The sequence below is a fragment of the Roseobacter sp. AzwK-3b genome (assembly GCF_000170875.1).
Taxonomy (GTDB): Bacteria; Pseudomonadota; Alphaproteobacteria; order Rhodobacterales; family Rhodobacteraceae; genus Roseovarius; species Roseovarius litoreus.
Map to the genome: position 1 here is coordinate 303,286 of NZ_ABCR01000001.1, position 14,331 is coordinate 317,616.

Sequence of the window (14,331 nt, forward strand, 5' to 3'; positions counted from 1 at the left end):
TGCCACGAACCGCCGCGCGCTTCCAGCGGGAAGGACAGGATGGGGGCCCTGCCCCCGACGTCGAAATCCCCCAAGAGGGATTTCAACGCCTCCCCCGGGATATTTTCAGCCAGAAGAAACAGCGGCTCAGGCGCAGGCCGGCGCGGGCTCAGAGCGTTCGAGTGCGATCAGGGCGTCGATCCGGGCATCGGGGATCGCCCCAAGCGAGGCCGTGCGCCCGATCACCAGAGCGGGCGTGCCAAAAAAACCGAAGCGCCGGGCAAGATCGGCCGTGATGGCAAGCTGACGGCTGACGCCGGGATGGTCCATGTCGGCGATCAGCGTGTCGGGATCGATGCCTTCGTCCTGCGCCAACCGGCGCAGAAAGGCGGGGTTGGGCACGAAAGAGCTGTCCATCAGCCTTGTGTGGAACGCCGCATAGGCACCCTGACGACGCGCGGCCAAGGCGGCGCGGGCAGCCTGCAGCGAGGCGGGGCCAAGCAGAGGCAGTTCGTGCCAGGTGAGCGAGACGCCACGCGTTTGCGCCAGATCGGCAAGCCGCGGGCTGAGGCGGCGGCAGAAGGTGCAGCGGTAATCCGAGAAATAGGCGAGCGGGATGTCACCGGGCGCGCGGGCTTCGGTGTAGAGAAGCTCGCAGGTCGACAGGCCGGACCATGCGCTGTCGGTCCGCTGGCTATCCTCGATGCCGACAAGCGCTGCGGGTGCTGAGGGCGATCCGGCGATCCGGCGAAACCCCGGCAGATCAGGGATCGGCTCGAAGGCGAAGGACGGCGCGAGCAGACCCGAGAGCCGGGGCCAAGCGGCAAAGCCAAGCCCGGTCAGCCCGAGCGCCGCGGCGCCGGACATCAGAAGATCGCGGCGGTCAGGCAGCGGGGACCTGACCTTCGAAATCGCGGTGGATGAACTTGCAATCGCAATAGGGGCATTCGACGAAGCCCTTGTCGCGGGGAATCGACAGCCAGACACGCGGATGTCCCAACGCGCCTTCGCCGCCATCACAGGCGATGCGATAGCTGTCGACGATCCGGGTTTCAGGTGCCTGCGTGACCATCTGGCGTTTCCTTTTGCCTGCAATTCCACTACGTGCGGAATATGAGCGATCCGAACGACAGGGGCAAGGGCAGCCATGGGCGAGAACGCCATCGAAATCCGAGGTCTTGAAAAAACCTATGCCGCCGGCAAGGGCAGTCCGGCCAAACCGGCCCTGCGGGGCGTCGATCTGGAGATCCCGACAGGCGCGGTCTTTGGCCTGCTGGGGCCGAACGGCGCGGGTAAATCGACCCTCATCAACATCCTTGCCGGGCTTGTCGTCAAGACCGCGGGCCAGGTTACGATCTGGGGCTTCGATCAGGATGTGAACCCGCGCCAGAGCCGCGCGTCGATCGGGGTGATGCCCCAGGAGCTGAACCTTGATCCCTTCTTCACGCCGCGCGCCGCACTCGAGGTGCAGGCGGGGCTTTACGGCGTGCCCAAGTCACAACGGCGCAGCGACGAGATCCTTGCGCTGGTGGGGCTGGAAGACAAGGCCGAAGCCTATGCAAGGACCCTGTCGGGGGGCATGCGGCGGCGGCTGCTTCTGGCCAAGGCATTGGTGCACAACCCGCATGTTCTTGTGCTGGACGAACCGACGGCGGGCGTCGATATCGAGTTGCGCCAGATGCTCTGGACCAATGTGAGGCGGCTGAATGAGCAGGGGATGACCGTGATCCTGACCACCCACTACCTGGAGGAAGCAGAAGAGATGTGCGACGAGATCGCCATCATCAATGCCGGTCAGGTGGTGGCGCGCGACAGCACCGCCAACCTGCTCGACCGGCTCGATTCCAAAACGATGATCATCCATCCCGAGACCGAGGTCACCACCTTGCCCGAGGCGCCGGGGATCGAGGTGGAGCGTCGCGCCGACGGATCGCTTGCGCTGAGCTACCAGTCGCACCAGACCCCGGCCGAGGCCGTGCTGGAAGCCGTGCGCAATGCCGGTATCCACATTCGCGACGTCAAGACCGAACAGGCCGACCTGCAGGACGTGTTCCTGGAACTCACCCGGTCGCGATAGGCGCGCCGCGCCCTCAGCCGGATTTGCGATCTGTCATCGAGGTTTCGATGCGGTCAAGCCGGCGCAGCACCTCGTCGCGATAGGTATCGGTTTTTGCGGCGTCTTCCTGATGGTGGGCGTCCTGCATCGAATTGACGATAAGACCGACGACAAGGTTCACCACCGCAAAGGTGGTGACAAGGATGAAGGGCACGAAGAACATCCAGGCTTGGGGATAGACTTCCATCACCGGGCGCACGATGCCCATGGACCACGATTCCAGCGTCATGATCTGAAACAGCGAATAGGCCGACAGGCCAAGCGTGCCGAACCAGTCGGGGAAGGTGGCACCAAACAGCTTCGTGGCCATCACCGACGCGATATAGAAGATGATGCCCATCAGCAGGAACACCGATCCCATGCCGGGCAGCGCCGCCATAAGCCCTTCGACCACACGGCGCAACGAAGGCGTGACCGACAGCACCCGCAACAGACGCAGGATGCGCAGCGCCCGCAGCACGCTGAGACCCTGGCCACTTGGGATGAGTGAAATCGCGACGATCACGAAATCAAAGATGTTCCAGCCGCTTCGGAAGAACGCGATCGGGCCGCGGGCAAACAGCTTGGCGGCGATCTCGATCACGAAGATGCTCAGGCAGATCGTATCCAGCACGATAATCAGCGGACCGGCCGCCTGCATGATGACGGGCGAGGTTTCCATGCCAAGAATGGCCGCATTGAACAGGATCACCCCGAGGATAAAGTTCTGCACCGCGCGCCGGTCGATGAAGGCGCCGACCTTTTGTCTGACTGTCATGGCTTAGTTACCCACCTGTCCCCATTTGCGCAGGATATGGGGCAGCCCGCGATCACCTGCAAGCCGCAAGGTGCCATCATGTTTCGGCAAATTCGCTGCGCGCATATCCTTGCAGGTAAAGCAGCGCGCTCAGGTCGCCGTGATTGATCCGGATATCGCACTCAGCCGCCACCGACGGCTTGGCATGCAGCGCGACACCCGTGCCTGCAAGGCCCAGCATTCCCAGATCGTTCGCCCCATCGCCAACCGCGATCACATCGGCCGACGTCAGGCCAAGCCGCGCGGTGATGTCCTGCAGCGCCTGCACCTTGGCTTCGCGGCCAAGGATGGGACGGGCCACATCCCCGGTCAGCAGGCCATCCGCGATCAGCAAAGTATTGGCGTGATTCTCGTGAAAGCCAAGATCGGCAGCCACCTTGGCGGTGAAGGCGGTGAACCCGCCCGACACCAAGGCGCAATGCGCGCCGTGCGCCCGCATGGTCGCCACAAGTGCACGCCCGCCCGGCATATAGGTGATCCGCTCCGCAAGGACCCGGTCGATCACATCGGCCTGCAACCCCTCGAGTAGTGCTACACGCTCCAGCAACGCGCCTTCGAAATCCAGCTCGCCGTTCATCGCACGGGCGGTGATCTCTTTGACATGGGCGCCGACACCGGCCATGTCGGCCAGCTCGTCGATGCATTCCTGCTGGATCATGGTGCTGTCCATATCCGCCAGCAGCATCGCCTTGCGGCGGGTTTCGGCGGGCTGAACCACCAGATCGACGCGTTGCTTTTGCAGATCGGCCCAGACGTCCCAGCGATTGCCGGGAGTTTCCGCCACTGCGAATTCCGCCGCCTCATCGGGCGAGAGCCACTGTGCGTCGCCGCCGCCCCACGCATTGCGCAACGCATCGACAAGGGCAGGATCAAGCGCGCCTGCCGGCGCAATCAGGGTGACGATGAACATGGAAACCTCGGCGTTGCTGTGCGCCTGTGCCATAGCGCAGCTTTGACCAAGGTTCTAGGGTCGAGGCGCGTGCGCCGGACCCCGATCATGCGACAGACCGGCCAAGGCGCATATAAGCTGCTTCCGCCGCCGCCAGCGCCCCTTCAAGAAAGCCGCCATCTTCTGCCGATGTCTCGGTCCCGGCAAAGACCAGCCGCGCGGTCGGCGCAATCACCCGGTAGGCCGGATGACCGGCGGGCGGGGTCAGGTCGGCCAGCGTGGCGGTGGCGGGGTCTGTGCTCCAGTCCTTGACGATCACATCACGCGGCGTGGCGGCATCCGGCCCGAACAGGCGCGCAAGCTGCGCCAGTGCCGCCTCCTGAAAGCCGGGGTGGCCCGCAGCGCCGGGAAGGGCGAAACCAAACAGCGCGCCCTCGCCGCCCTCGGCCAGCGAGGCGTCATGAATTTCCGCCAGCGGCCCGCGATGGGAAATGGCGTCGCCGTTAAGCCCTGTGTCACGCCAGAAGGCGGTGGGATATGTGGCAACCAGCTTCGCATGGCCCGCCATCCATGTCGGCGCATCGGGCACCGCAACGCCAAGCCCGGTCATCAGACGGGGGGGCAGGGCCAGCACGGCCCGACCGGCGCGGATCTCTGCGGTGTCACAATTCAGGGTCACGCCCGCCGCATCCTCGGACACGCGGCGCACAGCTTGCCCCAGCACCAGCCGGTCGCCCAGTTGCCCCGCCAGGGCATCTGTCACCCGCGCCAGCCCGCCCTCGATACGCAGCGCGCCGCCCATCGTGGCGAAATCCAGATCGCGCCGAATGGTCCCGTCGCCTGCCTCGAACACCAGACGGCCCTGAGCATATTGCGGAAAACAGCGCAGGCCCAATCGCTCGGCAAGCGCCAGCATTCGGCGGTTATGCGGCCAGACCCAGGCTGGCCCAAGATCATAGCCGCGCCACGACAGCACCCGGCCACCGGCGCGGTCGCGGGCCTCGAGCACGGTCACATCCCGCCCCTCGGCTTGCAAACTGGCCGCCAAAGCAAGGCCCGAAAGCCCCGCGCCGACGATGCAGATCCCGGTTTCCGATATCACGCCAAATGCTCCATCACGCCGGACCAATCGGGCGCCGGCCCAATGATGTCAAGCGTCACGCAGGCAACAGCCGCGCATCCGAGAACGACAGCAGCTTGCGGCTTTTCTCGTCCCACAGGTGCAAGCGCGCGCAACCAAGGCTGTCGCGCAACGTCAGACGTTGGGTATGGGCCAGAATGTCATGGTCGCGCAGCACTTCGCTCAGCCTGTAGAACGGAATGCGGCTGGCAAGGTGATGCACATGGTGCATCCCGATATTTGCAGTCATCCAGCGCAGGACACCGGGAAGGTCATAGAACGAACTGCCATGCAGCGCGGCTTCCTGCACGTTCCAATCCGCCTCCTGATCCCAGATCGTGTCCTCGAACTGGTGCTGCACGAAGAACAGCCACATGCCGGCCATTGCCGCCAGCAGCGTTGTCGGCAGGTAGATGAACAGGATCACCTGCCAACCGCCCAACCAGAACAGTCCCGTCAGCAGCACCGCAATCGACAGGTTCGTGCCCATCGCACTGATCCAGTATTTTCGGCCCGACCGCATAAGGCCAACCGGAAGCCGGTTGTGCAGGAAGAACATGAAGAACGGTACGATGCCGAACAAAAAGACGGGGTTTCGTACAACACGATAGCCCAACCGCCCCAGAAAGCCCTTGGCCCGGTATTCCTGCACCGTCAGGGTCGGCACGTCACCGATCCCGCGACGGTCCAGATTGCCCGTTGACGAATGATGGATGGCATGGGTCCGGCGCCATGTTTCGTAGGGCGTCAGCGTCAGAACGCCGATCACGCGGCCCACCCAGTCGCCCACCTGTCGGTTCTTGAGAAAAGAGCCATGCCCGCAATCATGCTGGATCATGAATAGCCGCATCAGGAAACCGGCATTCAAAACCGCAAACGCCAAGGCAAGCCACGGGCTGATCTGCAGGGACCACCATGCCAAAGCCCACAAGGCGAGGAACGGCAGGATCGTGACGCTGAGTTCAAACACACTACGAGAGAGGATCGGTTCGCGATACTTGGCGAGGATCCGGGTCCATTCAGAAGGTTGCAAGCGAATGCCTTTTCTCAGGGATTGTCAGAAAGAAGGGAGAAGGTCGACGACCCGTCGCGTGGCACACGGCTCAGGCTTTCCCGGTGGATTTCTTGGCAGGCGGCTTGGGTTTCGTCGGTTCGGAGTCAAGCTTGGCCTGCGCGTCGCGTTCAAGCCGCGCCTCGCGCAATTGCGCGGTCTTGCGGTCCTTGGTGGCGTTCTGTTCTTCGATGATCTCGTTCGCGGCGCGCGTGGTTTTTTCCATCGCGGTTTCTGCTCGGGGTTTCACCCCGCTAAACGGCCGTGGCTGTGACGGTTTCGTCATCGTTCAAGCTCCTGTTTGGCCAAAGATCAAGTCAAGGGCGCCGTCCGCACGGACCCCATGTCCGAAGCGATGTCGGCAAATATGTCGGGCGGTCCGCCTGCGGGAACGGTCAATTTGGCTCATAAGGCGGCCCACACATGCAGGATCACGTTGCAACCGGCCCGGTTGTGGGTCTTGGCATCGCCTCTGCCTTCATTCAGGAAAGCCACAAGGCGCACCAGGCGTCTGCAGGATATGTCCATCATTCTTTCCGCGTTCACGTGTCAGTCGCTTGCCCCGGCGTCAAACAGGGGCGCAACGCAAACTCGAAAGACGGATCCTGTCGCATGCGCTTGTCGCGCCATTTAAGTCTTCCTTGGCTCCGACGCAATGACCAGACGTGCAATCACCCCTTTTGCACCACCAATTAACCTTGGTGATTTTCGCGCAGAACACCGCGCCATTCACCGTTCTCGTCACATTCACCCGTCGCGCATCCCCTGTGCAAAAGGCAAACGCCACCCGCCCGACCGCCTGAAGTTTCCGATGATGGATACTCGCGTCGCATTTTGTCACCGAAACGCCGCTCTGCGTCATTTCTGCTCTTGCACAGGTCGCGGCTTGGACATATTCCCGGCGGCGGGACACCCCTCCCCAACGAGGGGCGCTTATCTGGAAGGATAGCATCAATGGCTACGCAATATCCGGCAACGCGGCCGGCAAACCCGCGTTTTTCCTCTGGCCCCTGTGCCAAACCCCCCGCATTCGATCTCTCCAAACTGGCTGACGCTCCCTTGGGCCGCAGCCATCGCGCCGCCGTGGGCAAGGCCAAGCTGAAGGCCGCCATCGACGGCACCCGCGAGATCCTCGGCATCCCCGACGATTACCGCATCGGCATCGTGCCCGCCTCGGATACCGGCGCCGTGGAAATGGCGATGTGGACCATGCTGGGTGCCCGCAAGGTCGAGATGCTCGCCTGGGAAAGCTTCGGCGCAGGCTGGGTCACCGACGCGGTCAAACAGCTCAAGCTGGACGCCGTCGTCAAGGAAGCCCCCTATGGCGAGATCGTGGACCTGTCCACGGTCGATACCGACAATGACGTCGTGTTCACATGGAACGGCACCACCAGCGGCGCGCGCGTGCCGAATGGCGACTGGATCAAGTCCGACCGTGCGGGTCTGACGATCTGCGATGCCACCTCGGCGGCCTTCGCGCAGGACCTGCCCTGGGACAAGCTGGATGTGACCACCTTCTCCTGGCAGAAGGTTCTGGGCGGCGAGGCGGCGCATGGCATGATCGTGCTCAGCCCCCGTGCCGTCGAACGCCTGGAAAGCTATACGCCGCCCTGGCCCCTGCCCAAGATCTTCCGCCTCACCAAGGGTGGCAAGCTGATCGAGGGGATTTTCATCGGCGAGACGATCAACACCCCCTCCATGCTGGCGGTCGAAGATTACCTGCTGGCGCTGGACTGGGCGCGCTCCGAGGGTGGGCTGAACGGCCTGCGCGACCGGGCCAACCTGAACCTCGCCACGGTGCAGAGCTTCGTTGCGGAAAACGACTGGATCGCGTTCCTCGTCAACGATCCCGCATACCGCTCGAACACCAGCGTCTGCCTCAAGTTCACCGACGACCGGATCACCGACGGCGCGGCCTTTGCCAAGGCGGTGGTCAAGCGTCTCGACGCCGAAGGCGTGGCCTATGACATCGGCGCCTATCGCGACGCCCCTCCGGGTCTGCGCATCTGGTGCGGCGGCACGGTCGAGGCCACTGATGTGGCGGCCCTGATGCCGTGGATCAAATGGGCCTTCGAGGCCGAGATCGAGGCGCTGTCACAAGCGGCCTGATCCCCACAATCCTGCAAGAATATCGGGGCCCGCAGTGGCCCCGCCCCTCCCCCATTTCTCACAAGGACCACGAAAATGGCTCGCAAGGTGCTCGTCTCCGACAAACTCTCTGAAACCGCCGTGCAGATCTTCCGTGATCGCGGCATCGACGTGGATTTCATGCCCGATCTGGGCAAGGACAAGGACAAGCTGCGCGAGGTGATCGGCCAGTATGACGGTCTCGCCATTCGCTCGGCCACCAAGGTGACCGACAAGATCCTTGAAGCCGCCGACAATCTCAAGGTGATCGGCCGCGCCGGGATCGGCACCGACAATATCGACAAGGACGCCGCCTCGAAAAAAGGCGTGATCGTCATGAACACGCCCTTTGGCAACATGATCACCACCGCCGAACATGCCATCGCCATGATGTTCGCCGTGGCCCGCCAGATCCCCGAGGCCAGCGCCTCGACCCAGGCAGGCAAATGGGAAAAATCCAAGTTCATGGGTGTCGAGTTGACCGGCAAGACGCTCGGCGTGATCGGCGCGGGCAATATCGGCGGCATCGTCTGCGACCGCGCCCGTGGTCTCAAGATGAAGGTGGTGGCCTATGACCCCTTCCTCGGTCAGGAAAAGGCCGACAAGATGGGTATCGAAAAGGTCGAGCTGGACGAGCTGCTCAAGCGTGCCGACTTCATCACCCTGCATGTGCCGCTGACCGATCAGACCCGCAATATCCTGAGCCGCGAAAACCTTGAAAAGACCAAGAAGGGCGTGCGGGTCATCAACTGCGCCCGCGGCGGGCTGGTCGATGAGCAGGCGCTGGCCGATCTGCTGACATCCGGCCATGTCGCCGGTGCGGGCTTTGACGTGTTCGCGGTGGAGCCGGCCACGGAAAACCCGCTGTTCGGCCTGCCCAACGTGGTTTGCACACCGCATCTGGGGGCCGCCACCACCGAGGCACAGGAAAACGTGGCGCTGCAGGTGGCCGAGCAGATGTCGGACTATCTTCTGACCGGTGCGGTGAGCAACGCGCTCAACATGCCGTCGGTCACCGCCGAAGAGGCCAAGGTCATGGGCCCGTGGATCAAGCTGTCGGATCATCTGGGCAATTTTATCGGCCAGATGACAGACGAGCCGATCAAGGCGATCAACATCCTCTATGACGGTGTCGTGTCCAACATGAACCTTGAGGCACTGACCTGCTCGGCCATCGCCGGGATCATGAAATCGGTCAATCCCGAGGTGAACATGGTCTCCGCGCCTGTTGTGGCCAAGGAACGCGGCGTCAAGATCAGCACCACCAAACAGGACAAATCTGGCGCGTTCGAAGGCTATATCAAGCTGACGGTCGTGACCGACAAGCGCGAACGCTCCATTGGCGGCACGGTATTCAGCGATGGCAAACCGCGTTTCATCCAGATCAAGGGTATCAATATCGACGCCGAGATCGGACGCCACATGCTCTATACCACCAACAATGACGAGCCCGGCATCATCGGCACGCTCGGTCAGACGATGGGTGAAAACGGCGTGAACATCGCCAACTTCACCCTCGGCCGCTCGAACGCAGGCGGCGAGGCGATCGCGCTGCTCTATGTCGATGCCCCGATCGAAACTGCAGTCATCAAGAAGCTGGAAGCCACCGGCAAGTTCCAACAGGTTCGCGCGCTGCAATTCGACGTGGCTTAACCTGTGGCACACTGACGCCCAAGCGGCCCGGTCACCATCGCGTGCCCGGGCCGTTTTCCTTTGCAGCGCCCCCTGCACCGCTCGCCGCGTTAACCCCAGCTTTTTACCGATACCGCACCGACGCGATACCGACGTTATACCGACGTCATGCCGAACTCGTATTTACTTACCTTTTCAGTACATTAACCCGATTCGCGGCCCACCCCCTCTGCATCATGTGACGGCACGTCCGCATTGCACTCCACCCCCCTGCCCCGCTACCTTGCTGCAACGCATGTCACAAAGGGACCACGCCATGACCGATATCGTTATTCTGGACGGCGCACGCACCGCCATCGGCACCTTCGGCGGCGCGCTCGCGGCCACACCCCCCGCCCAGCTTGGCGCCGCCGTCGCCACCGCAGCGATGCAGCGATCCGGTGTCTCACCCGAACAGATCGGCCATGTCGTTTTCGGCCATGTCATCAATACCGAACCCAAGGACATGTATCTCAGCCGGGTCGCCGCCATGACCGCTGGCATCCCCGACACCACACCCGCGATGAACGTCAACCGGCTCTGTGGGTCGGGCGCGCAAGCTATTGTTTCAGCAGTGCAATCCCTGATGCTGGGGGATGCCGATTTTGCGCTGGCGGGCGGCGCCGAAAGCATGAGCCGCTCACCCTTCATCATCCCTGACCAGCGATGGGGCGCCAAGATGGGGGATGTGCGCACGCTCGACATGATGCTGGGTGCCCTCAACTGCCCGTTCGGAACCGGCCATATGGGCATCACAGCCGAAAATGTCGCCGCCGAGCATGGCATCGACCGCGCCGCACAGGATGCCTTCGCCCTCGAAAGCCAGCGTCGCGCCGCCACCGCCATGGAGGCCGGGTATTTCAAGGATCAGATTGTCCCGGTCGAGGTCAAGATCCGCCGCGACACCGTGTCTTTCGACACCGATGAGCACCCCAAGCCCACCACCGCCGAAGCCCTTGCCGGTCTGCGCCCCGCCTTCCAGAAGGACGGCACCGTGACCGCAGGAAATGCCAGCGGCATCAACGACGGGGCCGCCGCCATGATCCTCGCCCGCGCCGACGCCGCCGAGGCGGCTGGCCTCTCGCCCAAGGCGCGTATCCTGGGCTATGCCCATGCCGGTGTGCGCCCCGATGTGATGGGCATCGGCCCGGTGCCTGCCGTGGAAAAACTGTTGCAAAAGACCGGACTTACGGCGGATGACTTCGATGTCATCGAATCCAACGAGGCCTTTGCCGCACAGGCGCTGGCCGTCAACAAGGCGCTTGGGCTGGACCCTGCCCGGGTCAATCCCAATGGCGGGGCAATCGCACTTGGTCATCCGGTCGGCGCCACCGGTGCGATCATCACGATCAAGGCGCTTTACGAGCTGCAACGAACCGGGGGCAAGCGTGCGCTGGTGACCATGTGCATCGGTGGCGGACAGGGCATTGCATTGGCTTTCGAACGGCTCTGACGCGTTGCCTTAAGGGGTTGTTCACTTTAATCGCGGAGTCTGACGGCATTCCCGGGACAGGGCTGTCGGAGGACAGGGCATGAGCCTTGCCAACAAACTTGCCGAAGAACGGCGCGCACGGCTGGCAGCCGAACGGTTGCTGGAACAGAAACAGGCGGAATTGCAGGCCGCCAACCGCAAGCTGGGAAAGCATGCGGAACGCCTGAGCGACCAGATAGTCGAGACGCGGGCCGAGGTTGAAACCGTCCGCAATGAAAACCTGCGCGTCAAATCCGACCTGACCGCCGCCAAACAGAAGGTCGAAATCGCCGAACGCCGGCTTTGGCACTCGATCCAGACGATCCGCGACGGCTTTGCCTTTTTCGACGCCGACAGCCGGATGATCGCGGCCAATGATTCATGGCTGGCGGTGTTCGATGGGCTCGAAGCCGTCAAGCCCGGCATCAGCTATATCGAAATCCTGCAATTCCTGACCGAAGAGGGCATCGTCAACATCGGAAACACCCCGCCCGCCCAATGGCGCGAGCGGATGCTTGACCGCTGGCAGGGCAACGCCCCCGAACCCGAGGTGATCCGCCTCTGGAATGGCGCCTATATCAAGCTGATCGACGAACGCGGTCAAGGCGGGGACGTGGTCAGCCTTGCGCTGGACATCACCGAAACGATCCTGCGCGAAAAGGAGTTGCAAGATGCCCGCCGCCGTGCCGAGGCGGCAAATCATGCCAAGTCCTCGTTTCTTGCCAACATGAGCCATGAGATCCGCACACCGATGAACGGCGTTGTGGGCATGGCCGAACTGCTCATGGATACCGACCTGACCGAGGAACAGAATCTCTACGCCAACACGATCCGCAAATCCGGCGAGGCGCTTTTGGTCATCATCAACGACGTTCTGGATTACTCCAAGATCGAAGCAGAGAAACTGCATCTGCACGAGGAACCTTTCGATCTCGAACGCACGGTGCATGAACTGGTGATGCTGTTGCAACCCAATGCGCGCGACAAGGAGCTCGAGCTTCTGGTGGATTACGACATGTTCCTGCCGACCCGGTTTCACGGCGATCCGGGGCGCATCCGGCAGGTTTTGACCAACCTGATCGGCAATGCGGTCAAATTCACCGAAAAGGGTCATGTGCTTGTCCGCGTTGTCGGTATGCCCGCAGCGGCGCCCGAAAGCCCGGAGCATGCAGACGCGATCGCGCATCTGCGCATCACGGTCGAAGATACCGGCATCGGCATCGCGCCCGACAAACAGGCGCATATCTTCGGCGAATTCAATCAGGTCGAGGATGCCAAGAACCGCCGGTTCGAGGGCACTGGCTTGGGCCTTGCGATCTCGCGCAAGCTGATCGCGATGATGCAGGGCGATATATGGATCGGCTCCGAAGAAGGGCGTGGCTCCACCTTTGGGATTTCACTGAACCTGCCCGTGCACGAGCGTCTGGACCCCGACATGCTCCGCCTGCCCGACAGCCTGCGCCGCGTCCTGATCGTGGATCCGCAGGATGTCAGCCGCACGATCCTTGAAAAACAACTGGCATCCGTGGGCCTCGACGTGCGCGGTTGTTCAAGCGGTGCGCAGGCGCTTGAACTGTGCGGCGCGACCGATCTGATCCTGAGCGAGCATCACATGCCCGGCATGGACGGTATGGAGCTGGCCGAAGCCCTGCGCGAAGCCGGGCAGGATGTGCCGATCGTCCTGCTCAGCCCCTTTGCAGGCGGCACCTATGTTGATCCCGCCAGACCCTTGCTGTCGGCGGTTCTTCAAAAGCCCGCAACCCGCAGCGATCTTCTTGCGGCCTTGCACAAGGCAGCCCCCCCGGAGCCTGCGCGCCCGATGCGCGTCCTTGCCGCCGAAGACAACCGGACCAACCGGCTGGTCTTTTCCTCCATGCTCAAGGATCTCAACATCGAGCTTCATTTTGCCGAAGATGGCCGACAGGCGGTCGATCTTTATGGTGAAGTCAGGCCCGATATCGTGTTCATGGACATCTCGATGCCCGGCATGGACGGGAAAGAGGCAACCGCCCATATCCGCGCCCTCGAAAAGAGCACCGGGCGCCATGTCCCGATCATCGCCATGACGGCCCATGCCCTTGGCAGCGACAAAACCGAGATCCTGTCGGCCGGACTGGACCACTACATGACAAAACCTCTGCGAAAGGATGCCATCATCGAACACATTCTCACGGCACTGCCAGAGCGTGCCCTGGATCCGTGCGCCGCGATCTGCGCTCCTCCAGAGCAGCAAGCGGCCAGCGCCTGAAGCGTTTCGCGAAATGCGGGGCTCTGTTCAATCGTTGCGCGCGTTTCGCCTTTAGCTGATGCCTCAGGTTAAAGGCGAAACGCTTTAGGCGCTCTCGGCGCGCACGAATACGGGTTTGTCAGGCTCGGACATATCGGGCCGATAGCGATAGCCGCCGGTGTCGAACTCGGCCAGGGCCTCGGCATCGGTCAACCGGCGCTGGATGATATACCGCGCCATCGCCCCGCGCGCCCTTTTGGCGTAGAAGCTGACGATCTTGGGGCCACCCGGCTTGTCCTCCATGAACACCGGCGTCACCACCCGCAACTTGAGCGCCGCTGGATCGACCGCGCCGAAATATTCCTGACTGGCGCAATTGACCAGAACCTCGGCGCCGATCTGGTCCGCCTGTTCATTGAGGGCGCGGGAAATCTTGTCGCCCCAATACTCATACAGCGTCTTGCCTTTGGCGGTGCTCAGGCGGCTGCCCATTTCCAGCCGGTAAGGCTCGATCGCGTCCAGAGGCCGAAGCAGGCCATATAGCCCCGACAGAATGCGGAAATGATCCTGCGCCCAAGCCATTTCCTCAGGTTCCAGCGACGTTGCCTCAAGCCCCTGATACGTGTCACCGGCAAAGGCCAGCGCCGCGGGCTTTTCCGCCATCGAGCCGAAATCGCTGAACCTGTCCCGGTTCAGCTTGGCAAGGTTCTCGCTGATCTTCATCAGCTTTTGCAACGCATCCACCGAAAGGCCCTGCGCCACACCGGCCAGCTCATCCGCCTCGGCGCGAAACATCGGGCGTGTGGGGGTGATCCCCTCCACCGGGTCCATGTCCATCTTCTTGGCGGGGGAAACGACAACCAGCATGTGAAAAGTCCCTTACT

13 protein-coding genes are annotated in these 14,331 nt (G+C 62.6%); 5 read left to right on the forward strand and 8 right to left on the reverse strand.

The genetic code is table 11. From position 1 onward, the window contains the following. Nucleotides 1-126: 126 nt before the first annotated feature. On the reverse strand, nt 127-846 hold the full coding sequence (locus RAZWK3B_RS01280; protein WP_007811469.1) for a DsbA family protein: 720 nt from the start codon (nt 844-846) through the stop codon (nt 127-129). 16 nt (nt 847-862) lie between these two features. Next, nucleotides 863-1,051, reverse strand: a complete 189-nt coding sequence (locus tag RAZWK3B_RS01285; protein ID WP_007811470.1) for a zinc-finger domain-containing protein — start codon at nt 1,049-1,051, stop codon at nt 863-865. A 75-nt stretch (nt 1,052-1,126) separates the two neighbouring features. Between RAZWK3B_RS01285 and RAZWK3B_RS01290 the strand changes: the two genes are divergently transcribed. Then, a complete protein-coding gene (locus tag RAZWK3B_RS01290) occupies nt 1,127-2,056 on the forward strand; it encodes an ABC transporter ATP-binding protein (protein WP_007811471.1) in 930 nt (309 codons plus the stop codon). 13 nt (nt 2,057-2,069) lie between these two features. Here the strand turns inward: RAZWK3B_RS01290 and RAZWK3B_RS01295 are convergent, their stop codons facing one another. From RAZWK3B_RS01295 to RAZWK3B_RS20960, 5 genes are all read right to left on the reverse strand, one after another. Continuing rightward, a complete protein-coding gene (locus RAZWK3B_RS01295) occupies nt 2,070-2,852 on the reverse strand; it encodes an ion transporter (protein ID WP_007811472.1) in 783 nt (260 codons plus the stop codon). A gap of 76 nt (nt 2,853-2,928) precedes the next feature. Beyond that, nucleotides 2,929-3,801 (reverse strand): phosphoserine phosphatase SerB, encoded by an 873-nt coding sequence (gene serB / locus RAZWK3B_RS01300; protein ID WP_037294933.1) that lies wholly within the window; start codon nt 3,799-3,801, stop codon nt 2,929-2,931. Between the two features lie 85 nt (nt 3,802-3,886). Then, nucleotides 3,887-4,882 (reverse strand): flavin monoamine oxidase family protein, encoded by a 996-nt coding sequence (locus RAZWK3B_RS01305; protein ID WP_007811476.1) that lies wholly within the window; start codon nt 4,880-4,882, stop codon nt 3,887-3,889. 55 nt (nt 4,883-4,937) lie between these two features. Then, a complete protein-coding gene (locus RAZWK3B_RS01310; protein ID WP_007811484.1) occupies nt 4,938-5,933 on the reverse strand; it encodes a fatty acid desaturase in 996 nt (331 codons plus the stop codon). Between the two features lie 70 nt (nt 5,934-6,003). Next, the gene (locus RAZWK3B_RS20960; protein WP_007811486.1) at nt 6,004-6,177 is read right to left on the reverse strand and encodes a hypothetical protein; all 174 of its coding nucleotides are present in this window, start codon (nt 6,175-6,177) and stop codon (nt 6,004-6,006) included. A 728-nt stretch (nt 6,178-6,905) separates the two neighbouring features. Between RAZWK3B_RS20960 and RAZWK3B_RS01315 the strand changes: the two genes are divergently transcribed. The 4 genes from RAZWK3B_RS01315 to RAZWK3B_RS01330 all read left to right on the forward strand — a co-directional run bounded on the left by RAZWK3B_RS01315 (nt 6,906) and on the right by RAZWK3B_RS01330 (nt 13,468). Further along, complete coding sequence (locus tag RAZWK3B_RS01315; RefSeq protein WP_007811490.1) at nt 6,906-8,060, forward strand: phosphoserine transaminase; 1,155 nt, start codon at nt 6,906-6,908, stop codon at nt 8,058-8,060. A gap of 75 nt (nt 8,061-8,135) precedes the next feature. Beyond that, on the forward strand, nt 8,136-9,731 hold the full coding sequence (gene serA, locus RAZWK3B_RS01320) for a phosphoglycerate dehydrogenase (protein ID WP_007811492.1): 1,596 nt from the start codon (nt 8,136-8,138) through the stop codon (nt 9,729-9,731). Between the two features lie 295 nt (nt 9,732-10,026). Next, nucleotides 10,027-11,202 carry an acetyl-CoA C-acyltransferase family protein gene (locus RAZWK3B_RS01325; RefSeq protein ID WP_007811493.1) on the forward strand — a complete coding sequence of 392 codons (1,176 nt, stop codon included), beginning with the start codon at nt 10,027-10,029 and terminating at the stop codon, nt 11,200-11,202. Nucleotides 11,203-11,281: 79 nt separating this feature from the next. After that, nucleotides 11,282-13,468, forward strand: a complete 2,187-nt coding sequence (locus tag RAZWK3B_RS01330) for a response regulator (protein ID WP_007811495.1) — start codon at nt 11,282-11,284, stop codon at nt 13,466-13,468. Nucleotides 13,469-13,552: 84 nt separating this feature from the next. Here RAZWK3B_RS01330 and yaaA read toward each other — a convergent pair whose 3' ends face one another. Continuing rightward, nucleotides 13,553-14,314 (reverse strand): peroxide stress protein YaaA, encoded by a 762-nt coding sequence (yaaA, locus tag RAZWK3B_RS01335; RefSeq protein ID WP_007811497.1) that lies wholly within the window; start codon nt 14,312-14,314, stop codon nt 13,553-13,555. Nucleotides 14,315-14,331 lie beyond the last annotated feature (17 nt).

Excerpts from the sequence above, each read along its gene's own strand:
- yaaA (WP_007811497.1), bottom strand. The coding sequence starts at position 14,314 with ATGCTGGTTGTCGTTTCCCCCGCCAAGAAGATGGACATGGACCCGGTG.
- RAZWK3B_RS01290 (WP_007811471.1), top strand. The coding sequence starts at position 1,127 with ATGGGCGAGAACGCCATCGAAATCCGAGGTCTTGAAAAAACCTATGCC.
- RAZWK3B_RS20960 (WP_007811486.1), bottom strand. The coding sequence starts at position 6,177 with ATGGAAAAAACCACGCGCGCCGCGAACGAGATCATCGAAGAACAGAAC.
- RAZWK3B_RS01285 (WP_007811470.1), bottom strand. The coding sequence starts at position 1,051 with ATGGTCACGCAGGCACCTGAAACCCGGATCGTCGACAGCTATCGCATC.
- RAZWK3B_RS01295 (WP_007811472.1), bottom strand. The coding sequence starts at position 2,852 with ATGACAGTCAGACAAAAGGTCGGCGCCTTCATCGACCGGCGCGCGGTG.
- RAZWK3B_RS01330 (WP_007811495.1), top strand. The coding sequence starts at position 11,282 with ATGAGCCTTGCCAACAAACTTGCCGAAGAACGGCGCGCACGGCTGGCA.
- serA (WP_007811492.1), top strand. The coding sequence starts at position 8,136 with ATGGCTCGCAAGGTGCTCGTCTCCGACAAACTCTCTGAAACCGCCGTG.
- RAZWK3B_RS01315 (WP_007811490.1), top strand. The coding sequence starts at position 6,906 with ATGGCTACGCAATATCCGGCAACGCGGCCGGCAAACCCGCGTTTTTCC.
- serB (WP_037294933.1), bottom strand. The coding sequence starts at position 3,801 with ATGTTCATCGTCACCCTGATTGCGCCGGCAGGCGCGCTTGATCCTGCC.
- RAZWK3B_RS01325 (WP_007811493.1), top strand. The coding sequence starts at position 10,027 with ATGACCGATATCGTTATTCTGGACGGCGCACGCACCGCCATCGGCACC.
- RAZWK3B_RS01280 (WP_007811469.1), bottom strand. The coding sequence starts at position 846 with ATGTCCGGCGCCGCGGCGCTCGGGCTGACCGGGCTTGGCTTTGCCGCT.